We start from the raw sequence: 24,647 nt of genomic DNA on the forward strand, positions 1-24,647 counted from the left end.
GTGTTGTGCCAGTTGTAAAAAGTTGTAAAAGATTTGTATCAGGTGGCGCGTTCCAGTCGCCGGCACAGGGTAGCCAGGTCGTTCCGGGCCTGTTTTGCCGCCCGCTCCACGGCGATGAGCAGGTGGGGCAGCAAAAACGTCTGGTTTTCGGCGGCGCGCTCCAGCTCGGCCAGTGCCTCGGCCAGGCGGGGCTGATCCAGCATGCCGGCGGTGCCTCCCAGGCGGTGGGCCAGTCGCGCCAGTTCGTCATGATCCTCGTCGTCTGCCGCCCGTTGCAGCTCCGCCAGCTTGCCGGGCAGTTCGCCGGCAAAGTTTCTGGCCATGGCCAGCAGCCGGCCGCGGCCCAGCACCCGCAGGTGTTCCTGCAGCAGCGGCCGGGTCAGGGCCGGCTCCGGTTGCAGCCTGATGCCCATGGCCTGGGCCAGGGCCTGGGTCAGCCGGGGCCATTGCACCGGCTTGGCCACCACCGCCTTCAGGCCGGCATCCAGATAGCGGCGAATGTCTTCCGGGGTGACGCTGGCGGTGAGCGCTATGATGGGGGTGTCCTGGTTCAGGCCGGTAAGCTGTTCGCGCATCAGCCGGCTGGTTTCCAGGCCGTCCATGCCCGGCAGGTGCATGTCCATCAAAATCACGTCAAAGGCCTGCTGGCGGGCCATGTCCAGCGCCTGTTCGCCGCTTTCGGCCTGGCTCACCAGATGATGATGCTGCTCCAGCAGGGCGGTGAGAATGCCCCGGTTGATGGCCACGTCCTCCACCAGCAGCAGACTCAGGCTGGGCAGGGCGGTCAGCTCGGTGTGGCGGGTTCTGGCCGGCGCGCTCACCGTGGTCAGCGGCAGGGTAAAGCCAAAGCGGCTGCCCCGGCCGGGAGCACTGTCCAGCGTAAGCGAGCCGCCCATGGCCTCAATCAGCCGGCGGGAAATGGCCAGTCCCAGGCCGGTGCCGCCATAGCGCCGGCTGATGCTCTCGTCGGCCTGGGTAAAGCGGTCGAAAATGCGGTCCTGCTGCTCGGCGGCAATGCCGATGCCGTTGTCTTCCACCACAAACTGCCAGCCCTTGCCCACCGGCCGTACCGCCAGGCGCACCTGGCCGCCCTCGTCGGTGAACTTGATGGCGTTCGAGAGCAGGTTGATCAGCACCTGGCGCACCCGGCCGGCATGGCCCGAGAGCCAGGGCAGGGTATCGGGGGCGTTCAGGCGCAGCCGTATCTGCTTGGCGCCGGCATAACCCTGCATCATGCCAATGGTGCTTTCCAGCAGTTCGCTCAGGGCAAAGGGCGCCGGCTCTTCCGGCAGCGGGCCCTGCTCCAGGGCGGCGTAGTCGAGCACGTCGTTGAGCAGCATCAGCAGGTGATCGGCCGAATGTTGCAGGGTGTCGATCAGACCTTTTTCAGATCTGTGCTCCATGGCCGGCTTGAGCAGGGCCAGGGTGCCCAGAATGCCGTTCATGGGGGTGCGCAGCTCGTGGGTCATGTTGGCAATAAAACGGGACTTGGCGCTGTCGGCCGCTTCCGCCTCTTCCTTGGCCTGGCGCAGGTGCCGGGTGCGCTTGTCGACCAGGGCCTCCAGCTTGGCCTTGTCGTGTTGCAGTTCGCTCTGGCGCCGCTCCACCGACTGGCGCATGGTGTTGATGGCCCCCACCAGGGTGTCGAGTTCGTCGGGCAGGGCGCCCGGGCTGCGCGCCAGGCCGAGGGGAGCGGGGTCGGGGCGGCCCTCGCCGATTTGCTCCACATAGCGGGCCATGCGTTCCAGATGGCGGGTGACCCGGCGCTGAAACACCAGCATCAGGCTGAGGGCAATCAGCAGCACGGTGAGCGACTGGCCCAGCAATATGCTGCGGGCGCGGCTGATCAGCTGGTGGCGAATGCTCTGCCGGCTGAAGGCCACTTCCAGCTGTCCCACGCTTTGCGGCCCCAGCGACGGGCTGGCATACACAAGCTCGAAACGGTGGCGGTTGACTTCGTCACGTTCCGGGCCCCGGCTGAGGGTGAGGGGCTGCTCCAGGCCGTCACCGGTGACCGTGAGGCTGGCCATGTGGGGCATGTCGAGCATGCTTTCCAGCTGCAGCCGGGCCTGGGGCAGGTTCAGATCCCACAGGCTCTGGGACAGGCTGTCGAGGTAGCTGTGTTCAATCAGCACCAGGCGCTCTTCCATTTCCCGGCCGATCTTGCGGTGATCCAGCCACACCTGCACGGCGGTGGACAGCAGGGTAAAGCACAGGCTGACGCCGATGATCAGCCAGAACAGGCGAAAACTTAACGGGTGCCGCCGCCGGTAGCGGGGCAGCAGGGTCAGCAGGGCATTCATTCAGGGGGCGTCCAGGTAATGGCGTTCAAAGTACGGCGTGATTTGTTCAATATACCCGGTTTCGGCAAGCTGCGATAACCGGTTTGACAGCGCCGGCAGCAGGGGCGCCAGGGGCGAGTGTCTGGGCACGGCCAGGTGGTAATATTCCAGGGTGAGCAGCTCGGGCAGGGGCAGCACGCGCTCGGTCAGCCCGAGCTTTTGCGCCTGCAGCCGGCCGGTGGCCAGGCCCACGGGCATGTAGTCGATGCGGCCCAGGGCCAGCTTGTGAAAGTTCTGCTCGCCGGTGGAGACCCGCTCCACATGGGGGTGGGTGGCGGCCAGCTTATCGAATTCGTCGCCGAAACTGTCGCCAAACAGCAGCCCCAGGGTCTTGTCGGTGAGATTCCAGGGTACCCGGCTGCCATTGCCGAAATGGGTGAACAGCACCACAGGGTCGGCCACGATGGGCGTGCTGCTGAATAAAAAGTCCGTTTCCCGGGCCTGGGTCTTGTAGGCGGCCACAATCAGGTCCACCTTGCCGCGGCGGGCCGCCAGCTGGCAGCGTTCCCAGTTGCCGAAGACCCGCATGTCCAGCTGGTAACCCTGCTCGGCCAGCAGCTTGCGCGCCAGGTGCGGGGCAATGCCGGTGAGCTCGCCGTTCTGGGCCCAGGACAGCGGCGGATACACGGGGTGGCCGCAGGCGGTGAGTACACGGGGCTCGGCCAGTGCCAGCGCGGGCAGCAGCCACAACAGCAGCAGGCGCAGCATCAGCAACACGGCACCGCCCTGGGGGTAAACACGTAACCGGCGCCGTGTACCGTCAGAATAATGCGCGGACTGGCCGGATCATCCCCCAGTTTGCGCCGCAGCCGCCCCACCAGCACATCCACGGTGCGGTCGTTGGGGGCCCACTCGCGGTTCTTGATGCGATCCAGCAACTGGTCCCGGGACAGGGTCTGACCCGAGTGGTTCATAAAGGCGCACAGCAACTGGTATTCGCCCTGGGTGAAGGGCGTGGCTTCGTCGTTGAGGTCAAGCAGCAGGCGGCGGTCGAGATCGATGCGCCAGTCGTCAAAGCGGCGCAGGCTGGGGACGGCTCTGGCCCCGGTACCGGCGGTCCGCACCCGGCGCGCCAGGTTCTTGGCCCGGGCCAGCAGCTCGCGGGGATTAAAGGGCTTGGAGACATATTCGTCGGCGCCGCATTCCAGGCCGATGATGCGCTCTATTTCATCCTGGCGGCTGGTCACCAGAATAATGCCGGTGTCGCTGGTGGCGCGAATTTCCCGGGTCAGGGTGAGGCCGTCCTTGCCCGGCAGACGAATGTCGAGCAACACCAGATCGATGGACTCCTGCGCCAGCCGCTGCTCCGCTTCCTCGGCGCTGGCGGCGCAGTGCACCCGGTATTGCTCCTGGCGAAAGTAATCTGCCAGGCAGTCCCGGGTGATGTCGTCGTCTTCCACTATCAGAATGCTGATATCCATATCCTGCCCGTGTCGTTGGTGATGCCGTACTTGGCTCGAGTGATCTATCACCGCCCTTGTCGCCTTGTCAACGCGCTAGCCGGGGGGGGCCGCCGCGCCGCAGTTGCCGCGCCTGGCTGGGGGACACGCCGAAAAAGTCCTTGAAGCAGTGGCTGAAGTGGGTGGAGCTGGCAAAGCCGCAGGCCACGGCGATGTTGGCGATGCTGTCGTCGCTCTGCAGCAGCAGACGCCGGGCCTGGGTGATGCGCAGCTCCAGGTAATAGCGTGATGGCGTGGCCTGCAGGTGGGTCTGAAACAGCCGCTCCACCCGCCGCCGCGACAGTCCCACGTAACCGGCCAGCTCCTCGATGCCCAGCGGCTCCTCGATATTGCTGTTCATCAGCCGCAGCAGATCCCGCAGCGGGCCGGGCAGGGCGGGGTCATTTTCCGCAAGCGTCAAACGGGTTTCGCTGTCGTCGGCGAGGCGATCGCTGCTCAGGATCTCGCGAATGGCGCGTACCGTGTCGGCGCCGTGCAGCCGTTCAATCAGCATCAGCATCATTTCCAGGGCGCTGCTGGGACCGGCGCTGGTGAGAATGCGGGCGTCCACCACCATGGCCTGGTTCGAGACCTCCACCTGGGCAAAGCGTTCCCGGGCAAAACTGTGGTTGTCGGGATGAATGGCGCAGCACAGGCCGTCGAGGGCGCCGGCATGGGCCAGGGCCACGGCACCGTTCCACAGCCCCGCCAGCACCTTTTCCTTGCGGTGGGCCAGCTTCAGCTTGCGGCTCAGTGCCCCGTGTTCGGACAAATCGCAGCGAAAGCCGCCGCACACCACCACCACATCGAGGGCCTCGTCTCCTTCCAGGGGCAGGGCGTCCAGGGTGTGGTTGGCGGAAATGTCGATGGCCAGATCGCTTTGCACCGTGGTGCTGTGCAGACCGTAGCTGGTAATGGTGAACAGGGGACTGGACTGCACCAGGTTGGCGGTGACCAGAGCGTCGACGGCGGCGGTAAAGGCCATCATGGAAAAATGGGGCAGCAGCACAAAGCCCACCCGTACCGGCGCATTGCCGGCGGCGCGGGCGGGCAGAAAGGCGCTGTTGGTGTCACGCAGCCGGTGGCTGAAATGACGCTTTTCACTGATTTGGGACATGTTGTTCAGAGTGAAGGCACCGCGAAGACGCGGCCTTGTTGTGTTACTGCGTGTTAAGCGGAGTTTACCCCGCCGTTCCCCCCTTTGCACTCTTTGCTCTGTATACACGGCTGAAGACAAGGGCGGATCCCGATCACGAATGTTGCCGATATGTGATTTTTTGTCGCAAATACGCAGCATTGGGCCGCAACCAGTCATCTGCGGGTCTTTCCCCGGCAGTAGTATGCCGGCAAAGCATCACCGGAATGCCGAAAAAACGGCTCCGGCGACAGGAACAAGGACCGGGCAACCCCGGAGCAGCCAAGGAGGTTACGACATGTTCAGCAAGCACACCCGCATTCAGGATATCGACCCGGCCCTGTGGGCGGCCATGGAAGAGGAGGCCAGCCGTCAGGAGCAGCATATCGAGCTGATTGCCTCGGAAAACTACACCAGCCCGGCGGTGATGGAAGCCCAGGGCTCGGTGCTGACCAACAAGTATGCGGAAGGCTACCCGGGCAAGCGTTATTACGGCGGTTGCGAGGCGGTAGACAAGGTGGAGCAGCTGGCCATCGATCGTGCCAAAGAGCTGTTCGGTGCCGACTACGCCAACGTTCAGCCCCATTCCGGCTCCCAGGCCAACGCCGCCGTGTACATGGCCCTGTGCGCTCCCGGCGACACCGTGCTGGGCATGAGTCTGGCCCACGGTGGCCACCTGACCCACGGTGCCAGGGTGAGCTTCTCCGGCAAGATCTATAACGCCGTGCAGTATGGCCTGAACGACACCACCGGCGAGGTGGACTACGACCAGGTCGAGCGGCTGGCGCTGGAGCACAAGCCGAAAATGATCGTGGCCGGTTTCTCCGCCTACTCCCAGATCATGGACTGGGCCCGCTTTCGCGCCATCGCCGACAAGGTCGGGGCCTGGCTGTTTGTGGACATGGCCCACGTCGCCGGCCTGGTGGCCGCCGGTGTTTATCCCAACCCGGTGCCCTTTGCCGACGTGGTCACCACCACCACCCACAAGACCCTGCGTGGCCCCCGGGGCGGCCTGATCCTGGCGAAAGCCAATCCCGAGCTGGAAAAGAAACTCAACGCCGCCGTGTTCCCCGGTGGCCAGGGGGGCCCGCTGATGCATGCCATTGCCGCCAAGGCCGTGGCCTTTGCCGAGGCGCTGAAGCCCGAATTTCGCGATTACCAGCAGGCGGTGGTGGAAAACGCCCAGGCCATGGTGGAAGTGTTTCAGAGCCGCGGCTTTGACGTGGTGTCGAACGGTACCGAAAACCACCTGTTCCTGCTTGACCTCTCTGCCCGGGGCATTACCGGCAAGGACGCGGACCGGGTGCTGGGCGAAGCCAACATCACCGTCAACAAGAATGCCGTGCCCAACGACCCGCAGCCTCCCTTTGTGACCTCGGGTCTGCGCATCGGCACCCCGGCGGTCACCAGCCGCGGCTTCAGGGCAGAGCACTGCCGTCAGCTGGCGGGCTGGATCTGCGACATTCTTGAGCACATGGACGACCCCGAGGTGATTATCTCGGTGAAGGATCAGGTGGCCAGCCTGTGCAGCTATTTTCCGGTGTATCGCTAAGCGGTTTCACCCCATCAGGACACGGATTTCAATCAACAGGTGACCCTCATGCAGAAATATTCAGGATTCGGGCTGCTCAAGCATGCCCTGACCCACCACGAAAACTGGCAGAAAGTGTGGCGCAACCCCACCCCCAAGCACGAAGGCTACGATGTGATCATCGTCGGCGGCGGCGGCCACGGCCTGGCCACCGCCTACTACCTGGCCAAGGAGCACGGCATTACCAATGTGGCGGTGATCGAAAAGGGCTATCTGGGCGGCGGCAACACCGCCCGCAACACCACCATCGTGCGCTCCAACTACCTGTGGGACGAGGCGGCCTGGCTTTATGAACATTCCATGAAACTGTGGGAAGGCCTGGCCCAGGAGCTGAACTACAACCTGATGTTCAGCCAGCGCGGTGTGCTCAACCTGGGGCATACCCTGCAGGACATGCGTGACATCGAGCGCCGGGTGAACGCCAACCGCCTGAACGGCATTGACGGTGAAGTGCTCAATGCCAAACAGGTGCAGGAGCTGGTGCCCATTCTCGACTGCTCCAAAAACGCCCGTTATCCGGTGCTGGGCGCCTCCTGGCAGCCCCGCGGCGGCACCGCCCGCCACGATGCCGTGGCTTGGGGCTTTGCCCGCGCCGCCGACGCCATGGGCGTGCACCTGATCCAGCAGACCGAAGTCACCGGCATTCGCCGCGAAAACGGCGCCGTCACCGGCGTGGACACCACCCGCGGCTTTATCAAGGCGCCCAAGGTGGCCTGCGTCACCGCCGGCAACTCCGGGGTGATGGCCAACATGGTGGGCATGAAGCTGCCGCTGGAATCCCACCCGCTGCAGGCCATGGTGTCCGAGCCGGTCAAGCCCATCCTCGACACCGTGGTGATGTCCAACCACGTGCACGGCTATGTGTCCCAGTCCGACAAGGGCGACCTGGTGATCGGCGCCGGCATCGACGGCTATCTGGGCTACGGCCAGCGCGGCTCCTTCCCGGTGGTGGAGCACACCATGGCGGCCATTGTGGAAATGTTCCCGATCTTCAGCCGGGTGCGCCTGAACCGCACCTGGGGCGGCATTGTGGACACCTGTCCCGACGCCTGTCCGATTATTTCCAAGACCCACATCAAGGGCCTGTATTTCAACTGCGGCTGGGGCACCGGCGGCTTCAAGGCCACCCCGGGCTCGGGCAACGTGTTCGCCCACACCATCGCCAAGGATGAGCCCCATCCCCTGGCCAAGCCCTTTAACGTTGACCGTTTTGTCAGCGGCCACCTGATCGACGAGCACGGCGCGGCCGGCGTTGCCCACTAAAGGAGAGAGACAATGTTGCACATTTATTGTCCGCACTGCGGCGAACACCGGGAAGAGGAAGAGTTTCAGTACGGCGGCGAGGCACACATTGCCCGCCCGGCGGATCCCAATGCGCTGAGCGATGAACAATGGGCCCAGTACCTGTTCTTTCGCAAGAACCCCCGTGGCCTGCATCAGGAGATGTGGTACCACGCCGCCGGTTGCCGCAAGTTCTTCAATGCCACCCGGCATACCGTGACCTATGAAATCAAGGAAACCTACAAGGTGGGCGAACAGCCGCAGCAAGGAGGCCAGTCATGAGCCAGCAGAACCGCATTCAGGGCAAGGGCCGGGTCGACACCGGCAAGCCGCTCAGCTTTATTTTCAACGGCAAGCGTTATCAGGGCTATGCCGGTGACACCATCGCCTCGGCCCTGCTGGCCAACGGCGTGGACGTGGTCGGCCGTTCATTCAAGTATTCCCGCCCCCGCGGCATCATGGCCGCCGGTGCCGACGAGCCCAACTGCATTCTGCAGGTGGGCAGCAGTGAAGCCACCATGATCCCCAACGTGCGCGGTACCCAGGCCGAGCTCTATGACGGCCTGACCGCCGCCAGCACCAACGGCTGGCCCAATGTCGACAAGGACATCATGGGCGTGGTGGGCAAGCTCGGCGGCAGCATGATGCCTCCCGGTTTCTACTACAAGACCTTTATGTATCCCCAGTCCATGTGGCCCAAATACGAGCACCTGATCCGCAAGGCCGCGGGCCTGGGCCGGGTGCCCAACGAGCGGGATCCGGACACCTATGACAAGCTCAACCATCACTGCGACGTGCTGGTGGTGGGCGGCGGTGCCGCCGGCCTGACCGCGGCCCTGGCCGCCGGCCGCCGGGGCGCCCGGGTGATCCTGGTGGACGAGCAGAACGAATTCGGTGGCCACCTGCTGCACAGCACTCAAGCCATCAACGGCCAGGCCCCGGCGGCCTGGGTGGAAGCGGCGGTGAAGGAGCTGGAGAACCTGCCCGACGTGACCCTGCTGCCGCGCAGCACCGCCGCCGGCTATTACGATCAGAACTTCGTCTCGGTCATGGAGCGGCGCACCGATCACCTGGGTGAGCGCATTTCCGGCAAGACCCGCCAGCGCCTGCACCGCATTCGCGCCGGCCGTGTGATCCTGGCCACCGGCGCCCAGGAACGGCCACTGGTGTTCGCCAACAACGATCTGCCCGGCTGCTTCGTGGCCAGTGCCCTGTCCACCTACGTTAACCGCTACGGCGTGGCTCCGGGTGAGCGCCTGGTGCTGATGACCTGCAACGATTACGGTTACCAGGCCGCCCTCGACTGGCTGGACGCCGGCCGCGAGGTGGTGGCGGTGGTGGACAGCCGCGCCAACCCCGGCGGCGACCGTTATCAGCAGCTCAAGGCCCGGGGCGTGAAGATTTACACCGGCCACGGCCTGATCGAAGCCACCGGCAAGAAGCGGGTGAACGGCGCCAAGGTGGCGCCCATCACCAGCGACGGCAGCCGGGTGACCGGCGACGCCGTTCAGCTCAGCTGTGACACCATCGCCACTTCCGGCGGCTGGAGTCCGGTGGTGCACCTGTCTGCCCACACCGGCTCCCGTCCGGTGTGGAACGCCGACGTCATCGGCTTTGTGCCCGGCGACACCGTGCAGCAGCAGCTGCTGGCCGGCGGCGTGCAGGGCACCTATGCGCTCTCGGCCGTGCTGGCGGAGGGACTGAAGGCCGGTCGAGAGGCGGCCGAGGCCACCGGCTACGGCGAGCTGGCCGCCCGCGTGACCGACGCCGACGTCAATACCACGGATCCGCGGGAAGATCAGGCCCAGGCGCTGTTTCTGGTGCCCCACAGCCGCGCCGTGAGCCGGGCGCCCAAGCAGTTTGTGGATTACCAGAACGACGTGACCGCCGCCGGCATCGAGCTGGCCGTGCGCGAGGGCTTTGAGTCCATCGAGCACATCAAGCGTTACACCGCCATGGGCTTTGGTACCGATCAGGGCAAGCTCGGCAACATCAACGGCATGGCCATTGCCGCCAATGCCATGGGCAAGAGCATTCCGGAAACCGGCACCACCATTTTCCGCCCCAACTACACCCCGATCACCATGGGCGCCTTTGCCGGCCGTGATGCGGGTCACCTGTTCGATCCGGCCCGGTTCAGCGCCATGCATGCCTGGCACGTGAAAAACGGCGCCGAGTTCGAGGATGTGGGCCAGTGGAAGCGCCCCTGGTACTTCCCCAAGGCGGGCGAAGACATGCACCAGGCGGTGAACCGCGAGTGTGTGGCCACCCGCACCAGCGTAGGCATTCTCGATGCTTCCACCCTGGGCAAGATCGATATTCAGGGCAAGGACGCGCGGGAATTCCTGCAGCGCATCTACACCAACGCCTGGGCCAAGCTCAGCCCCGGTTTCTGCCGCTACGGCCTGATGTGCAAGGAAGACGGCATGGTGTTTGACGATGGCGTGACCTCCTGCATCACCGACGAGCATTTCATCATGACCACCACCACCGGTGGCGCCGCCGGTGTGCTGCGCTGGCTGGAGCTGTGGCACCAGACCGAGTGGCCGGAGCTGGAGGTGTATTTCACCTCGGTCACCGATCACTGGGCCACCATGACGGTGTCCGGTCCCAACAGCCGCCGCGTGCTGGAGAAGGTCTGTGAAGATGTGGATCTGAGCCGTGAGGCCTTCCCCTTCATGACCTGGAAGGACGCCACCATTGCCGGCGTGAAAGGCCGCATCTTCCGCATTTCCTTCACCGGCGAGCTGAGCTTTGAGGTGAATGTGCAGGCCAACTACGGGCTGCATGTGTGGGAGGCGCTGATGGAGGCGGGGGCCGAGTTCAACATTACCCCCTACGGCACCGAAACCATGCACGTGCTGCGGGCCGAAAAGGGCTTCATCATCGTCGGTCAGGACACCGATGGCTCGGTGACGCCGCAGGATCTGAACATGGACTGGTGTGTGGGCAAGAACAAGCCGTTCCCCTTCATCGGTCAGCGTTCCTGGGCGCGCAGCGACACCGCGCGCAGCGACCGCAAGCAGCTGGTGGGGCTGAAGTGCAAGGATGCCAAAACCGTGATTCCGGAAGGTGCCCAGATCGTGCTGGATCCCAACCATCCGGTGCCGGTGCCCATGGTGGGCCATGTGTCATCCAGTTACTACAGTGCCAATCTGGGCCACAACATCGCCATGGGTGTGGTCAAGGATGGCCTGAACCGAATGGGCGAAACCGTGTACTGCCCGCTGGCCGATGGCCGGGTGCTGGAAGCCGAAATCACCAGCCCGATTTTCTATGATCCCAAAGGAGAGCGTCAGCATGTCTAACAACACCGCCAAAGTGACCCAGGTACAACGCCAGGTGCGGGTGGAGTCCCCGCTGTATCACGCCAACCTGGCCGCGCTGGCCAATCAGGATCAGCAGGGCGAGGTGGTGCTGCGCGAAAAGGCGCTTATGGGCCACCTGGTGCTGCGCGGCAACGCCGGCAATGAGCTGTTCGCCAAAACCGTGGAAAAGGTACTGGGGGTGGCGCTGCCCACCCAGGCCTGCAGCTCGGCCGAGAACAGCAAGGCGCTGGTGCAGTGGCTGTCACCGGACGAGTGGCTGATCATCACCGAGGGCGGGCAGGAAGGCCCGTTGCAGCAGGCGCTGCGCGAGCAGCTGTCCGGCCACTATGCCATCACCGACGTGAGCGGCGGCCAGACCATCATTGAACTGTCCGGACCCAAGGCGGAAATGGTGATCCGCAAGTCGTGCCCCTACGACGTGCATCCGTCCAATTTCCCCACCGGCAAGTGCGTGGGCACGGTATTCGCCAAGAGCACGGCGCTGCTGCGCCGCACCGGTGCCGACAGCTTTGAGCTGGTGATCCGCCGCAGCTTTGCCGACTACCTGTGGCTGTGGCTGCAGGACGCCAGCCGGGAATACGGCCTGGTGATCGGCAAGTAAGCAGGTACTGGATTCCCGCCTGCGCGGGAATGACAATTCAGAGCCGTCACCCCCGCGAAGGCGGGGGTCCATATAGCAAGGGAACACGCAGCGCCATGGGAGGCACAGCATGAACCAGCACGAAACCCTGATCCTCACCGCCAGCTGTGAAAGCCGGCTGGGCACCGTGGATGCGGTGACCGGTTATTTGTTTCAGCAGGGCTGCTATGTGGCCGACATGCAGACCTTTGACGATGCCCGTGCCGGCCGCTTCTTCATTCGGGTGGAGTTTCGCAAGCCCGAGCAGGGCGAGTTCGATGAAGCCGCGTTTCGCGACGGTTTTGCCCCCCGGGCCGACAGGTTCGGCATGGAGTGGGAGCTGACCGAGCGCAGCCGCCGTCCCAACGTGGTGATTCTGGTGTCGAAGTTCGATCACTGCCTGAATGACCTGCTGTATCGCTACCGCACCGGTCAGCTGGCCATCGAGATTCCGGCCATCATTTCCAACCACCCGGATCTGCAGCGACTGGCCGACTGGCACCATATTCCCTACTACCACCTGCCGATCACCGCCGACACCAAGGCGGAGCAGGAGGCGCAACTGTGGAAAATCGTGCAGGAGTCCGACGCCGATCTGGTGGTGCTGGCGCGCTACATGCAGGTGCTGAGCCCGGATCTGTGCGACAAGTTGTCGGGCCGCGCCATCAACATTCACCACTCGTTGCTGCCCGGTTTCAAGGGCGCCCAGCCCTACCACCAGGCCTACGCCAAGGGGGTGAAGCTGGTGGGGGCCACGGCCCATTACATCAATAACGAGCTGGATGAAGGGCCCATCATTACCCAGGGGGTGCAGGCGGTGGATCACAGCCATTACCCGGAAGATCTGGTGGCCAAGGGCCGCGACATCGAATGCGTGACCCTGGCCCGGGCCATTCAGTATCACATTGAAAAGCGAGTGTTCATGTACCAGGGCAAGACGGTGGTACTGGGCAGCTGACACTCATTTACCCCTCGAATGCGCAAGCATTCGGCATGAACAAGGAGCCATCATGTCTCAGAAAATCACGGTACTGCGCGACACCCAGCCTCAGGTGCTGCTGGATGCCACCAAGTGGGAAAAGCTGTCCGGTGACCCGCATACCGTTAACCTCAACGCCTATACCTCGGAAGACGGCAGCAAGATCATGGGAACCTGGATCTGCACCCCGGGCAAGTGGGCGGTGAACTACACCAAGTGGGAATACTGCGATTTTCGCGAAGGTTACTGCATTCTCACTCCCGAAGGCGGCGAGCCCATTCACCTCAGGGCCGGCGATATCTTCGTGGTGGAACCGGGCTTTCAGGGCACCTGGGAAGTGGTGGAAACCGTACGCAAGTACTTTGTGTTTGCCTGATTAAGGTCTGACACGGTCCTGTTTTTCGGCCTGCCTGGTGCAGGCCGTTTTTATTGGGTTTTTTGTTGGTCATCCCTGAAGAACGGGAGTGAGGGGAAGATGGGAGCGTTACTTCACCCTCTCGCAGCGCATTTCCGGGGCGTCATGTCCCCAGCGAAGGGTGGCTTCTCCCTGATGCTCCCAAAAGCGTTCGTTGCGACCCTCATAGCGGCTGCCGCTGGCGGCCGGTTGAGCAGACATCAGTGACACACGGTCGCCGTATTCGGCAATCAGGGTCGGGGGCTCGGTTTCAAAGTGGGTGATCACCACCTCGTTGGCCGGGTTGCCGTTGCAGGCAAAGCGGAACGGGCCGCGTTCGGGCACCAGCCGGTAGCGGGCCTGCAATTCGGCGGTGCGCATGTCGTATTGCTGTTGCACGCAGGTGCGCCGGTCCTCGCTCTTCCAGCATTCGTTGCGCCCCTTGAGCCAGCCCCGTTGCTCGGCCTTGAGCACGGGCGGCCGCTCATGGCGGGTCTTGGCCAGCGCCCGCCGGTAGACTCCGGCCAGTTGCCGGTCCCGGGCCGCCAGCCCCGCATCCTGGCAGATCACCGCCTCAATACTGCCGGGCTGAATGCGCTGGCAGGAAAACGACGGCCCCTGTTTGACCAGCCCGTCGATATATTCGCACCAGGCTTGAGTCTCGCGCTCGGGAACACCGGTAGCACCACGAATGCCTAAGCGGAATTCCACCACCGACTTCCATTCCCCGGAGCCCGCGTCGGGACCGTGGCCCAGGCCATCGCCGGTTGGCACGCGTTGCTCCACCCATTGCGCCCACGCGGGAGAGCACGGCGGCGCGCTTTGTGCCCAGGCCGGCAGGGTGGCAAATATCAGCAGTAATAACCCGTGTTTCATAATGAGTAGCCTCATTTGGGGGAGTGCAGGCGGCGCTTTGCTGGTCATTCCCACGACGGTGTGAATCCAGAGCACGGCGCACGATCCTGCCCATAACGTTCACCTGCAGAACCGCACACAGCCAAACTTTACGGTTGCCTGCTTGGGCCCCGTGCGCAGGCCCTATTTCTTGTGCTTGCCGATGCCGTGGTCGCGCAGCTTGTTGGCCACGGCGGTGTGGGAGATGCCCAGGCGCCTGGCCAGCAGCCGGCTGGACGGGTATTCCGGATAGAGCCGTTCCAGCAGCAGGCGCTCAAAGCCCTTGACCGCGTCTTCCAGCGTGCCTTCGCACAGGGCGTCCAGCCCCGGCAAACCGCTCTGCTCCGGAAGTGACAGGTCGTCCACATCCAGCTCGTCTCCTTCCAGCAGGCTGATGGCCCGGTACAGGCAGTTGCCGAGCTGGCGCACGTTGCCGGGCCAGGGGTAGTGCTGCAGGTAGTCTGCCAGCCGGGCCGACAGCCGGGGCTGGGGCCGCTCCAGCTCGGCGGCATGGCGGGTGCACAGTTGCCGGGCCAGGGGCAGAATGTCCTTCTGCCGCTCCCGCAGGGGCGGCACCCGCAGGTTGAGCACATTGAGCCGGAAGAACAAGTCCTGGCGAAACTGGCCCTGTTGCACCAGGGCGGCCAGATCCTGCTGGCTGGTGCAGATAACCCGTATGTCCACCTTCACTTCCTGCTCGTCTCCCAGCCGGCGGAACACGCCGTCCTGCAGCACCCTGAGCAGCTTGCGCTGCAGCAGCGGCGACATCTCGCCGATCTCGTCCAGCAACAGGGTGCCGCCGTTGGCCTGCTCGAGCACGCCGCGCTTGCCCCTGGCATTGTTGCCAAAGGCGCCGGGGGCATAGCCGAACAGCTCGTTTTCGGCGGCGTCGTCGGGAATGGCGGCACAGTTCAGCAAAATAAGGGGCCCTTCGCCGCGCAGGCTGGCACGGTGGCAGGCCCGGGCCAGCTGCTCCTTGCCGGTGCCGGTTTCCCCCTGAATAAGCAGGGGAGCGTCCAGCACCGCCAGCCGGCGGGCTTCACTCAGCAGTTCGGTCATGGCCGGGCTGTGAGCGATGAAGTTGTCGAAGTGCCGGGACTCCCGGTGGCGCATGGCCTTGAAGTGCTGGCCGATGCGCCAGGCCGACTTGAACACCACCACGGCGCCGGCCAGGCTTCGCTCGCCGGACTCCTCGGTGACCCAGATGGGCAGAAAGTCGGCCAGCCAGGGTTCGCCCTCGATGGTGACCCGCTCGCTCAGCGGCCGGGGTTCGTCCTGCTCCAGCCAGCGGCTGACAAACACCCCTTTCAGCCGGGGCCCGAGGGGCTGCTGCAGCAACTGGGCCTGGGGCTGGTCGAACAGGGCGCAGGCGGCGTCGTTGGCCAAGGTGATGCGGCCCTTGACGTCCACCGCCACCACCGCGTCGGGCAGCACCCTGAGCAGGGCGACAATGGCGTTGTGCTCCTGCTCCGAGGGCATGCAGGCAATGGTCTGCACGTCGTGCACCCCGGGCAGGCGGCGAATGGCCGGCATCAGGTGCTGCAGCTCGGTAAAGTCGAGGGCGGGAAAGTTGAGGTAGATAATGCCGCTGGTGTCGATCTCGATGCCGCGCAGATCGATGCGGTGCTCCACCAGAATGTTGAGCAGCTCCCGGGTCAGGCCCAGACGGTCTTCACAGTTTACTTTCAGGCGCATGGTTTGGCTTGGTCGAACGTTTGAGTGTAAATAATACCTTACACTTACCGCAGCAGGCGACCGGAGCGGCGATAAAAACGTGATAAATTCCGGCTTTTGCACGTCTTGGCGGTTTACCTCAAGCCCCGGCTCGTCCATGCTTGCCACCCTGCGCGGCGGCCTCCCGCCGGCAGGTTTTTATTTAACCAGACAGCATGTATTTTTCAGGTGAAGTAATGAGCGAAGCGGTTTTCAGTAAGGTCAAGTCGTCCCAGGTGATCCTCAAGGAGCTGATGGTGCCGTCCTACGCCAATTTCGGCGGCAAGGTGCATGGCGGTATTATTCTGTCGCTGATGGACAAGATTGCCTACACCTGTGCCGCCAGCCATGCCAAGGGCTATTGCGTGACCGCCTCGGTCGACTCGGTGGACTTTCTCAACCCGGTGGAAGTGGGCGAGCTGCTTACCCTGTACGCCTCGGTCAACTACGTGGGCAAGAGCTCGATGGAAGTGGGCATCAAGGTGGTGTCGGAAGACTTCAAACAGGGCATCGTCAAGCACACCAACACCTCCTATTTCACCATGGTGGCGCTGGACGAAAAGACCCGCAAGCCCACCTCGGTGCCCGGCCTGGTGCTGGAAGACGAGCAGGAAATCCGCCGCTTTGTGATGGGCAAGCTGCGTAAAAAGCTGCGCCGCAGCCATCAGCAGGCGGTGGCCGACCTGCGCCAGTCCCTCAGCCTGGATCAGGAGCTGGCCGAGCTGGAAGGAGAAAACTGCCAGCTGGCGCTCTGATGTGAGCAGCAAATACCGCCGCCTGGCGGCGCAACTGCAGGGACAGATTGAAGCCGGTGTCTGGCAACCCGGCGACCGGCTGCCGTCCTTGCGGGAAACCGCCAGGCACTCCGGGCTCAGCCTGATGACGGTGCTCAGCGCCTATCAGCTGCTGGAAAGCCAGGGCTGGATCCTGGCGCGGCCCCAGTCCGGCTACCGGGTGGCGCCGCGTCAGCACAGCCCCGCCAACGCCGCCCGGCCGGCCCTGCATGCCGCCGAGGCGGTGGACATCAACGCCTTTATCTTCAATGTACTGCAGGCGGGCCAGCGACCCGGCAAGGTGGCCTTCGGCTCGGCCTTTCCCCATCCGTCGCTGTTTCCCAGGGAGCAGCTGGCGCGCTCCCTGAGCCGGGTGGCCCGGCGTCTGGATCCGGCTCATCAGCTGGTGCTGCCGCCGGGCTGTGCCGAGCTGCGCCGGGCCCTGGCCCGCCGTTATGCGGCGCGGGGCATGGCGGTGTCGCCGGAAGAAATCGTGATCACCTCGGGAGCGCTGGAGGCACTGAACCTGAGCCTGCAGGCGCTGACCCGGCCCGGTGACTGGGTGGTGGTGGAGGCACCGGCCTTTTACGGTGCCCTGCAGGCAATAGAGCGGCTGCAACTGAAGGCGCTGGCGGTGCCGGTGGATCCGGTGCAGGGGCTGGATCTCGACGCTCTGGCCGACGCTCTGGGCCGGTATCCGGTCAAGGCCTGCTGGCTGATGAGCCACTGCCAGAATCCGCTCGGGGTCAGCCTGGACGCGCCGGCCCGTGCCCGTCTGCTGGCGCTGCTGAAGGAGCATGGCGTGCCGCTGGTGGAAGACGACGTCTATGCCGAGCTCTACGACGGTGACCAGGTGCCGGTGCCGCTCAGGGCACTGGATGAAGGCGTACTGCACTGCTCGTCCTTTTCCAAGACCCTGGCCACCGGCCTGCGCCTTGGCTGGGTGGCGGCGGGGGAGCTCGCCCCCGCCATTCAGCGGTTGCAACTGATGAGCACCCTGTCCACCAGCGCCCCCATGCAACTGGCACTGGCCGATTACCTGGGGGGGCACCACTACGACCGCCACCTGCATACCCTGCGGCGGCGCCTGGCCCGGCGCAAGGGGCGGTTTTACCAGGCCCTGTGCCGGCAGTTGCCGCCCGAGGTGCGGGTGCATGCCAGCCGCGGCGGCTATTTTCTCTGGCTGAGTCTGCCCGCCGGGCTGGATGCCACCGTGCTGTATCATCGCGCCCTGGCCGCGAACATCACTCTGGCGCCCGGTCGCATGTTTGCCGCCGGCGAGCAGTTCCGGCATTGTTTCCGGCTGAATGTGTCACTGCCCTGGAATGCCGCCAGCGAGGCGGCGGTGGCCCGGCTGGCGGTGCTGACCGCTGAGCTGCTGGCAGCACGCTGAGCGGCCACTGTTATAGTTTTTGTGTAACCCCGGAATTGAACTGTTATGGTTTTTGCGGCCACGACTGTTTATGTCGTGGCCGGGAGCCACGTGCTCTACTGCGCACGGCGCCGGCCTGTTGCCGGAGCCTGAACCACAACGCAAGTGAGCCTTATGAACGACACTTCCTCCCGAATCGACGTCAAGGTATGTACCACCCCTTCCCGGCCCCGTGATCAGGGGCATATCTATGTGCGGGCCCAGCAGGGGCGCTGGCAGCGGTTGCGCCGCCGGCTGGGCTGGGGGCTGATGCTGCTGTTTCTGGCCGGGCCCTGGCTGAGCTGGAACGGGCGCCAGGCCATTCTGCTGGACTGGGCCCAGCAGCGTTTTCACCTGTTTGGTATAACCCTGTGGCCCCAGGATCTGACCCTGCTGGCCCTGCTGCTGACGGTGGCCGCCTTTGCCCTGTTTTTCATCACCACCTGGCTGGGCCGGGTATGGTGCGGGTTTTTGTGTCCGCAAACGGTGTGGACCTTCTGGTTTATCTGGGTAGAAGAAAAGCTGGAAGGCAGCGCCAACCGCCGTCGCCAGCGGGACAGGGGGCCGCGCAATGCCGCCTGGCTGCTGCGCAAGGGGGGCAAGCACCTGCTCTGGCTGCTGATCGGCCTGTTGAGCGGCTTTACCTTTGTGGCCTATTTCACCCCCGCCACCGAGCTGGCGCAGGGGCTGCTGACCCTGTCGGCGGCGCCCTGGCCGGTATTCTGGGTGGGGTTGTTTGCCCTGTGCACCTACCTCAATGCGGGCTGGATGCGCACCATTATGTGCACCCACATGTGCCCTTACTCCCGCTTTCAGTCGGCCATGTTCGATGCCAATACCCTGAGTGCCGCCTATGATGCGGCCCGGGGTGAGCGGCGTGGGCCCCGCTCCCGCCACAGTGATCACCGGGCTCAGGGACTGGGGGACTGCATCGACTGCAACCTCTGTGTACAGGTGTGTCCGGCGGGTATCGATATTCGTGACGGCCTGCAATACGAGTGCATCAACTGCGGCGCCTGTATCGATGCCTGCGATCAGACCATGCAGCGCATGGGCTATGAAACCGGCCTGGTGCGTTACGCCAGTGAAAATGCCCTGGCCGGCGGTGGCCCCGGTCGCGCCCACGTGCGGGTCTGGGGTTATGGTGTGGTGACGGTGGTGGCACTGATCCTGCTGGTGCTGGCGGTGGCCGGCCGCTCGACCCTGGCGCTGGAGGTGGTGCGTGATCGTCATCAGCTGTACCGGGAAACCCTGAATGGCGACGTGGAAAACACCTTTACCCTCAAGCTCGCCAACAGGCACCAGCAGCCGCAACGGGTGGTGCTGAGTGTAGAGGGGCTGGAGCAGCCCGACTGGCATGGCCCGCGGCAACTGATCCTGGTGCCGGGAGAGGTGACGGAAGTGCCGATCAGCCTGTCGCTGAGGGCGCAGGGGCAGGGGGCCCGGCCCATCGTGTTTGTGGCCCGCGGTGCGCAGGACAAGGCACGCACCGAAAGCCGTTTTCTGATGCCCTGAGCCGGGTCATACCGTCTTCAGTTTGGGTCGCAGATCGGCGATGTTGCTGGGAGGGGCCAGACGAAGCTCCAGCTCGTCGGTGAGCCGCCGGTGCAGCACCCGCAGCTCGTCAAGGCCCTGCCGCGCCAGCTGCTCTTCGCCTTGTTGCTGCCATTGCTGCAGCTGGCCGGCCTGCTGATGCAACTGCCGGTGCAGCGCAGCCAGGGAGCCCAGGCGCTCTCGAGTGTCGCCGGGGCAATGGCGGTACCAGGTGCCGAAGCGGCACTGCTCGGCGTCAAGGCTCGGCCAGGGGCTGCCCGGCTGGTGCAGGGCTTCGGCAATGGCCTCGACCCAGGCCAGGTGCTCGATCACCGCATAGAGCAGCGGCAGCATGTCGCGCTCGGCCCGGGGCAGGCTGGCCCAGTGGGGGGCGGGGCACCACCGGGCCACCCAGCCGGGCAGCTCGGCGGCGGGCATGGGGCGGGCAATGCCATAACCCTGGGCCAGCTCGCAGCCAATGCGCAGCAGCATGTCGCCATGCTTGACGGTTTCCACCCCTTCGGCAATTACCTGGCGGCCAAAGGCCCGGGCCAGGCTGATGACACCGTCGAGAATGGTCAGATCTTCCGGGTCTTCCAGAATGTCGCGCACAAAACTCTGATCCACCTTGACGGTGCCGGCGGGCAGCTGTTTGAGGTAGGTGAGGGAGGAATAGCCGGTGCCGAAGTCGTCGAGGGACACGCCCAGTCCCAGTTCCCGGCACTGACGCAGCCGTTCGGAAATTTGCGCCAGATCCCCCAGGGTGCTGGTTTCCAGAATTTCCAGCTCCAGCCAGGCCGGATCTATGTCGGGGTAGTGGCCCAGCAGTTGTCTGAGCTGCTCCACAAAATTCTCCTGGCGCAGCTGGCGGGCGCCTAAATTGACACTGACCACCAGCTTCAGGCCCCGGGCCTGCCATTCCCGAATTTGCTGCAGGGCGGCATCAATCACCCAGTTGCCCAGCTCAATACTGAGGGTGTGTTCTTCAATGGCGGGCAGAAAGTGATAGGGCGTTAACAGGCCCTTCTGCGGATGTTGCCAGCGGATCAGCGCCTCGGCGCCCACCACCCGGCCGGTGCGCATGTTGACCTTGGGCTGGTAGTAAAGCACGAATTCGCCGTTGTGCAGGGCGTGGCGAATATGCTCCAGGCTTTCGTGGTGAGTGCGCACCGAGCGGTCCCGCTCGGCATCAAACAGGTGATAACGGTTTTTGCCGGCCAGCTTGGCCTGATACATGGCCTGATCCGCCTGGCGCAGCAACTGGTCCGGATCCAGCTCTTCGGGTTGCGGATAAAAGGTGACGCCCAGGCTGGCGGTCACCTGCAGCCTGAGTCCGTCTACATTGACCGGCCGGGCGGCGGCCTGCAGCAGCCGTTCGAGCAGGGGCGTGCAGTGCTGGGTATCGGCCAGATCCAGCAAGATGGCCACGAATTCGTCACCGCCTACCCGGGCCAGGGTATCGCCCTCACGGATCACTTCCTTCATGCGCCCGGCCACCGCCATCAGCAGCTTGTCGCCGGCGGCATGACCATGGGTGTCGTTGATGGTCTTGAAGCCGTCGAGATCCAGGTAGACCACCGCCACCGACTGCTCATGGCGGCGGGCCTGGGTCATGGCCTGGCGCAGCCGGTCGGAGAGCAGCACCCGGTTGTGCAGCCGGGTGAGGGGGTCGAAGTGGGCCTGTTGCCGCAGTTGCTGTTCGCTGTTTTTCAGCAGGGTAATGTCGGTGCGAATGCCCAGCAGGCCGACGATCTCCCGGTGTTCGGCATCATCAAAAATGGGGGTTTTCACGTCCATGAACACGGTGCGGCGGCCGTCCTTGCCGATAATTTCCACCTCTTCCGAGCAGGGCTCGCCGGCGAGCACCCTGCTGTCGGACTCGCGCAGAGCCCGGGCCGTTGCCGGCGCAAAAAACTGTTCGTCCATGCAGCCCTTGAGGGTGGTTCCGTTGCAACCGAACTGCTCCAGTGCCGCCCGGTTGGCGTAGATATAGCGAAAGCGGGTGTCCTTCATGTAAATAAAGGACGACACCTGATCGAGGGCCGCGCGAAAGTGGCGGGACTGGCTGTGGGCCGCTTTCAGCGCCTGCTCGGCCTGCTTGCGCCCGGTAATGTCGTAAATAATGCCAAACCAGCTGGTGGCACCATCCGCTTCCCGCCGGGGCAGGGCGTCTCCCAGCAGCCAGCGTGGCTGGCCGTCGGCGCCGTTCACGCGAAACGTGTGATGCCAGGGCGTGAGGGTGCGGGCCGAGCTGAGCATGGTCTCGGCCGTGGCTTCGACGTCGTCGGGGTGAATGGCATCAAACATGGCGGCGGCATTGTCTCTGGCCTGCTCCGGGGCCAGGCCAAAGAGCTGGCGAATGCCGTCGCTGGCATAGGGAAAGGTGCTGCGGCCACTGGGCTCGAGGCGGTATTCGAACAGCATGCCGGAAACCCGGGCGGCGATATTGTCGAAGCGGGACTGCAGGCGGCTGTAGCGGCCTTCACGCGCGCTCATTTCATTGCTCAGTTGCTCCGCCAGGGCTTCGGCCCGCGCCCGCGAGGTCAGCGCCGAGCGCAGCAACAGAAACAGCAGAATGCTCATCCCGAGGCCACCCCCCAGCACCAGCAGGCTCTGCTGATGGCTGATGACGGCGGCCGGGTTGAGGTGATCAAACTCCAGCAGCCACTGATGACCATTGAAATCGATAAAGCGCTGCTGCAGAAAGGCGGTGCCGGGGCGGTGTGCGGTGCCGTGCTGGTAAATCAGCTTGCCGGCAGCGGGAGTATTGCCGTCGTAGATGCGCAGGGTGGTCCAGGGCGCCTGCCGGTGCAGATCCGCTTCCAGCATGGGCTTGACCAGCCCGCCGGGGCTTGCCGCCGCAAATACCCAGCCCAGCAGCTCCCCCTGTACATAGGCGGGCTTAAACATCATGGTGAGGGGTTCGGGCCCGGTGTCTTCGTCCGGGCCGGCCCTGCCCGACAGACTGGTTTTGCCGGTGTGCTCGGCGCGTGCCATGGCGGCGCTGTAGGCGGGAATGGTCAGCAAATCCAGGCCGGGAGCCATGCGACCGGTGCCGTTCAGGGTGCTGCTGTAAAGCACATAGCCGTAAGCCTCGCGCTTGCCGGAGGGAATAATGGTGTGAGCCTGAATGTTGTTTCGCTTCAGCCAGGCGCCGTGGGCATGGCGCTCGGGCTCGCGCACAAAGCGGGCAAATCCCAGACTGTCCAGCCCGCTCAGGGCCGGGCCCCCTTGCAGCCGCTCCACAAACCGGTGCCAGTCCTGCTCGGTGACCAGATCGGAGGCGTCAAACAGGGCGGCAGCGCTGCGCAGTACGAGCCCGTGGCCGGCCAGGCGGTCTTTCAGCCCCTGACTGATACGGTCTGCCCGGGCGGCAAACTCGGCCACGGCGCGGGCTTCTTCGGCCCGGGTCATGGTCAGTGCGGCCAGTGGCGAGAGCACCAGACCGCCGGCAAGCACCAGCCAGGAAAAAAGGGTAAGCCTGGAAGAGCGAATGTATGACATGGCCCCTGCTCGTTGTTTTACATTTGTTTTCAACAAGATTAGCAACTGAACGGCAAAGCGGGGCGGACTCAACAGAATATAATTTTCGAACGTTATCGCGTCGTCTGGTGTGGCCCGGGGCGGCACCGGTGTCCGGTCGGTCCGAGTGGTTGCTATGCTCAACTCAGCAAGGAGAGAGCGGGAGGGCATGATGAAGGGACGATGGCTGAGGGGGCTGGTTTTGGGGCTGATGCCACTGGTGCCGGAAGCCATGTCAGCGCCCGTGCCGGCCCGGCTTGACCCCGACGGGGTGCAGCGGCTGGAAGTGGTCGGAGGCAGCTATTTTTTTCGCCCCGATCACATAGTGGTGAAAGCGGGCGTGCCGGTGGAGCTGACGGTCAGCAGGGAGCCGGGACTGGTGCCCCACAGCCTGGTGATCTGGTCGCCGCGCATGGGTATCGACGTGGAGGTCACGCTCAACAGCCTGGGCCGGGTGATCCGCTTTACTCCCGAAAGCACCGGCCAGACCCCGTTTTACTGCCGGGAAAAGCTGCTGTTTTTTGCCGGCCACCGGGCGCGCGGCATGGCGGGAATAATGGAGGTGGTGGAGTGAGCCATGTTGAGCGGCATGCTGTTGCTGATGGCACTGGCGCTGGATAGCCCGGATCTGCTGGCCCAGGCCCGGGCGCGGTTCGACCGGCTGCAGGGCTACCGGCTGGAGCTGCGCAGCGAAGGCCCCGGGGGCAGCCAGCGGCTGCGCTATGCCTACCGCAAACCCGGCCTGGTACGGCTCGATGTGATCTCCCCTTACGCCGGCGCCGTGCTGATCTACAGCCCCTGGAGCCGGCGGGTCCGGCTCTGGCCCTTTGGCCTTGAAGGGCCTTCCCTGAGCATGAGTCCCGACAACCGGCTGGTGCAAAGCCCCCATGGTCACCGGCTGGACAGATCCGACGTGGGAGCCTTGCTGGAAAATGTGCAGCGTCTGCGCCGGCGGGGGGCGAGCCTGAGTGCGCGCAGCCTCAGCCTGGCGGAGCGGGAGGTATGGCAACTGCGGGTGCGGGGCCCGGCAGATCCCGGGCAGGTGGCCCGTTACGAGCTGTGGCTGGACAAGACCCTGTTGTTCCCCGTGCGGGTAATCAGCCATGATGCCAGGGGCAATTTAATGGAAACCGTCTGGCTGGAGCATATCGAGCTGGATCCGGACTTTGCCGGTGATGTGTTTTTTCCGTGAAGGGACCGGTATGGCAACTTACCGGCTGGTGACCCGCTGGCAGATAGCCGCGCCCCAGGTCGCGGTTTACCGGGCCATCAGCCAGTCCCGGTACTGGCCCCTGTGGTGGCGGGGGCTGGTGGATGTGAGGGAGCTGGCTGCCGGTAACGCGCGGGGCATTGGCAGGGGCTATCGCTACCACTGGCAGAGCCGGCTGGGTTACCGGCTGGTGTTTGATGTGTATCTGGTTCGGCACTATGCGCCGAAGGTTATCGTGGGAAAGGTCTGCGGCGATCTGGAAGGATGGGGCTGCTGGCAGCTGAGGGAAAGGGGCGGCCTGACCGGGGTCCGCCACGAGTGGCGGGTGCGAACCACCCGCCGCTGGATGAACCTGGCGGCCCCCCTGGCCAGGCCGTTGTTTATCTGGAGCCACCATGCGGTGATGCGGGACGGCGCCGCCGGTCTGGCCCGCTGGCTGAACGCCCCGCCTTGTGGCAGCGAGTGGTGAGCCGCGCCGGTGC

20 protein-coding genes are annotated in these 24,647 nt (G+C 64.5%); 13 read left to right on the top strand and 7 right to left on the bottom strand.

Going from position 1 to position 24,647, the window contains the following annotated elements; all coding sequences use genetic code 11:
• Positions 1–38: 38 nt before the first annotated feature.
• The 4 genes from PU634_RS04730 to PU634_RS04745 all read right to left on the bottom strand — a co-directional run bounded on the left by PU634_RS04730 (position 39) and on the right by PU634_RS04745 (position 4,898).
• Positions 39–2,303 carry an ATP-binding protein gene (locus PU634_RS04730; RefSeq protein ID WP_306762909.1) on the bottom strand — a complete coding sequence of 755 codons (2,265 nt, stop codon included), beginning with the start codon at positions 2,301–2,303 and terminating at the stop codon, positions 39–41.
• A complete protein-coding gene (locus PU634_RS04735) occupies positions 2,304–3,050 on the bottom strand; it encodes a substrate-binding periplasmic protein (RefSeq protein WP_306763663.1) in 747 nt (248 codons plus the stop codon).
• Positions 3,050–3,763 carry a response regulator gene (locus PU634_RS04740; RefSeq protein ID WP_306762910.1) on the bottom strand — a complete coding sequence of 238 codons (714 nt, stop codon included), beginning with the start codon at positions 3,761–3,763 and terminating at the stop codon, positions 3,050–3,052. The genes PU634_RS04735 and PU634_RS04740 overlap by 1 nt, the downstream gene beginning before the upstream one ends.
• Positions 3,764–3,830: 67 nt before the next feature.
• Entirely contained in the window at positions 3,831–4,898 is a 1,068-nt protein-coding gene (locus PU634_RS04745; RefSeq protein WP_306762911.1) for a GlxA family transcriptional regulator, read from the bottom strand.
• Between the two features lie 316 nt (positions 4,899–5,214).
• On the opposite strand from PU634_RS04745, the gene glyA reads away from it, so the two are divergent.
• From glyA to PU634_RS04780, 7 genes are all read left to right on the top strand, one after another.
• Positions 5,215–6,468, top strand: a complete 1,254-nt coding sequence (glyA, locus tag PU634_RS04750) for a serine hydroxymethyltransferase (protein ID WP_306762912.1) — start codon at positions 5,215–5,217, stop codon at positions 6,466–6,468.
• A gap of 48 nt (positions 6,469–6,516) precedes the next feature.
• A complete protein-coding gene (locus PU634_RS04755; RefSeq protein ID WP_306762913.1) occupies positions 6,517–7,770 on the top strand; it encodes a sarcosine oxidase subunit beta family protein in 1,254 nt (417 codons plus the stop codon).
• Positions 7,771–7,782: 12 nt separating this feature from the next.
• Complete coding sequence (locus tag PU634_RS04760) at positions 7,783–8,070, top strand: sarcosine oxidase subunit delta (protein WP_306762914.1); 288 nt, start codon at positions 7,783–7,785, stop codon at positions 8,068–8,070.
• Positions 8,067–11,096: a sarcosine oxidase subunit alpha family protein gene (locus PU634_RS04765; RefSeq protein ID WP_306762915.1), complete on the top strand. Its 3,030-nt coding sequence runs from the start codon at positions 8,067–8,069 to the stop codon at positions 11,094–11,096. The genes PU634_RS04760 and PU634_RS04765 overlap by 4 nt, the downstream gene beginning before the upstream one ends.
• Positions 11,089–11,718, top strand: coding sequence for a sarcosine oxidase subunit gamma (locus PU634_RS04770; RefSeq protein ID WP_306762916.1), 630 nt, complete (start codon positions 11,089–11,091; stop codon positions 11,716–11,718). The genes PU634_RS04765 and PU634_RS04770 overlap by 8 nt, the downstream gene beginning before the upstream one ends.
• A 109-nt stretch (positions 11,719–11,827) precedes the next feature.
• Entirely contained in the window at positions 11,828–12,694 is an 867-nt protein-coding gene (gene purU / locus PU634_RS04775) for a formyltetrahydrofolate deformylase (RefSeq protein WP_306762917.1), read from the top strand.
• A gap of 52 nt (positions 12,695–12,746) precedes the next feature.
• Entirely contained in the window at positions 12,747–13,091 is a 345-nt protein-coding gene (locus PU634_RS04780) for a cupin domain-containing protein (RefSeq protein WP_306762918.1), read from the top strand.
• Positions 13,092–13,199: 108 nt separating this feature from the next.
• Here PU634_RS04780 and PU634_RS04785 read toward each other — a convergent pair whose 3' ends face one another.
• Positions 13,200–13,883 carry an MliC family protein gene (locus PU634_RS04785; protein ID WP_306762919.1) on the bottom strand — a complete coding sequence of 228 codons (684 nt, stop codon included), beginning with the start codon at positions 13,881–13,883 and terminating at the stop codon, positions 13,200–13,202.
• Positions 13,884–14,147: 264 nt separating this feature from the next.
• A complete protein-coding gene (gene tyrR, locus PU634_RS04790) occupies positions 14,148–15,698 on the bottom strand; it encodes a transcriptional regulator TyrR (protein ID WP_306762920.1) in 1,551 nt (516 codons plus the stop codon).
• Positions 15,699–15,913: 215 nt separating this feature from the next.
• Between tyrR and PU634_RS04795 the strand changes: the two genes are divergently transcribed.
• From PU634_RS04795 to ccoG, 3 genes are all read left to right on the top strand, one after another.
• Positions 15,914–16,471, top strand: coding sequence for an acyl-CoA thioesterase (locus PU634_RS04795; RefSeq protein WP_306762921.1), 558 nt, complete (start codon positions 15,914–15,916; stop codon positions 16,469–16,471).
• Between the two features lies 1 nt (position 16,472).
• A complete protein-coding gene (locus tag PU634_RS04800; protein WP_306762922.1) occupies positions 16,473–17,882 on the top strand; it encodes an aminotransferase-like domain-containing protein in 1,410 nt (469 codons plus the stop codon).
• A gap of 153 nt (positions 17,883–18,035) precedes the next feature.
• Entirely contained in the window at positions 18,036–19,415 is a 1,380-nt protein-coding gene (gene ccoG / locus PU634_RS04805) for a cytochrome c oxidase accessory protein CcoG (RefSeq protein WP_306762923.1), read from the top strand.
• 6 nt (positions 19,416–19,421) lie between these two features.
• On the opposite strand, the gene PU634_RS04810 is transcribed toward ccoG, so the two are convergent.
• Positions 19,422–22,937 (bottom strand): EAL domain-containing protein, encoded by a 3,516-nt coding sequence (locus PU634_RS04810; RefSeq protein WP_306762924.1) that lies wholly within the window; start codon positions 22,935–22,937, stop codon positions 19,422–19,424.
• A gap of 187 nt (positions 22,938–23,124) precedes the next feature.
• On the opposite strand from PU634_RS04810, the gene PU634_RS04815 reads away from it, so the two are divergent.
• From PU634_RS04815 to PU634_RS04825, 3 genes are read left to right on the top strand one after another with little or no spacing between them, the layout of a single operon-like run.
• Positions 23,125–23,529 carry a cupredoxin domain-containing protein gene (locus PU634_RS04815; protein ID WP_306762925.1) on the top strand — a complete coding sequence of 135 codons (405 nt, stop codon included), beginning with the start codon at positions 23,125–23,127 and terminating at the stop codon, positions 23,527–23,529.
• Between the two features lie 3 nt (positions 23,530–23,532).
• Positions 23,533–24,147, top strand: coding sequence for a LolA family protein (locus PU634_RS04820; RefSeq protein ID WP_306762926.1), 615 nt, complete (start codon positions 23,533–23,535; stop codon positions 24,145–24,147).
• Between the two features lie 10 nt (positions 24,148–24,157).
• Entirely contained in the window at positions 24,158–24,634 is a 477-nt protein-coding gene (locus PU634_RS04825) for an SRPBCC family protein (RefSeq protein WP_306762927.1), read from the top strand.
• The last annotated feature ends 13 nt before the right edge of the window (positions 24,635–24,647 follow it).

The sequence above is a fragment of the Oceanimonas pelagia genome, from assembly GCF_030849025.1.
Lineage (GTDB): Bacteria > Pseudomonadota > Gammaproteobacteria > Enterobacterales > Aeromonadaceae > Oceanimonas > Oceanimonas pelagia.

Excerpts from the sequence above, each read along its gene's own strand:
- PU634_RS04730 (WP_306762909.1), bottom strand. The coding sequence starts at position 2,303 with ATGAATGCCCTGCTGACCCTGCTGCCCCGCTACCGGCGGCGGCACCCG.
- PU634_RS04735 (WP_306763663.1), bottom strand. The coding sequence starts at position 3,050 with ATGCTGCGCCTGCTGCTGTTGTGGCTGCTGCCCGCGCTGGCACTGGCC.
- PU634_RS04740 (WP_306762910.1), bottom strand. The coding sequence starts at position 3,763 with ATGGATATCAGCATTCTGATAGTGGAAGACGACGACATCACCCGGGAC.
- PU634_RS04745 (WP_306762911.1), bottom strand. The coding sequence starts at position 4,898 with ATGTCCCAAATCAGTGAAAAGCGTCATTTCAGCCACCGGCTGCGTGAC.
- glyA (WP_306762912.1), top strand. The coding sequence starts at position 5,215 with ATGTTCAGCAAGCACACCCGCATTCAGGATATCGACCCGGCCCTGTGG.
- PU634_RS04755 (WP_306762913.1), top strand. The coding sequence starts at position 6,517 with ATGCAGAAATATTCAGGATTCGGGCTGCTCAAGCATGCCCTGACCCAC.
- PU634_RS04760 (WP_306762914.1), top strand. The coding sequence starts at position 7,783 with ATGTTGCACATTTATTGTCCGCACTGCGGCGAACACCGGGAAGAGGAA.
- PU634_RS04765 (WP_306762915.1), top strand. The coding sequence starts at position 8,067 with ATGAGCCAGCAGAACCGCATTCAGGGCAAGGGCCGGGTCGACACCGGC.
- PU634_RS04770 (WP_306762916.1), top strand. The coding sequence starts at position 11,089 with ATGTCTAACAACACCGCCAAAGTGACCCAGGTACAACGCCAGGTGCGG.
- purU (WP_306762917.1), top strand. The coding sequence starts at position 11,828 with ATGAACCAGCACGAAACCCTGATCCTCACCGCCAGCTGTGAAAGCCGG.
- PU634_RS04780 (WP_306762918.1), top strand. The coding sequence starts at position 12,747 with ATGTCTCAGAAAATCACGGTACTGCGCGACACCCAGCCTCAGGTGCTG.
- tyrR (WP_306762920.1), bottom strand. The coding sequence starts at position 15,698 with ATGCGCCTGAAAGTAAACTGTGAAGACCGTCTGGGCCTGACCCGGGAG.
- PU634_RS04795 (WP_306762921.1), top strand. The coding sequence starts at position 15,914 with ATGAGCGAAGCGGTTTTCAGTAAGGTCAAGTCGTCCCAGGTGATCCTC.
- ccoG (WP_306762923.1), top strand. The coding sequence starts at position 18,036 with ATGAACGACACTTCCTCCCGAATCGACGTCAAGGTATGTACCACCCCT.
- PU634_RS04810 (WP_306762924.1), bottom strand. The coding sequence starts at position 22,937 with ATGTCATACATTCGCTCTTCCAGGCTTACCCTTTTTTCCTGGCTGGTG.
- PU634_RS04815 (WP_306762925.1), top strand. The coding sequence starts at position 23,125 with ATGATGAAGGGACGATGGCTGAGGGGGCTGGTTTTGGGGCTGATGCCA.
- PU634_RS04820 (WP_306762926.1), top strand. The coding sequence starts at position 23,533 with ATGTTGAGCGGCATGCTGTTGCTGATGGCACTGGCGCTGGATAGCCCG.
- PU634_RS04825 (WP_306762927.1), top strand. The coding sequence starts at position 24,158 with ATGGCAACTTACCGGCTGGTGACCCGCTGGCAGATAGCCGCGCCCCAG.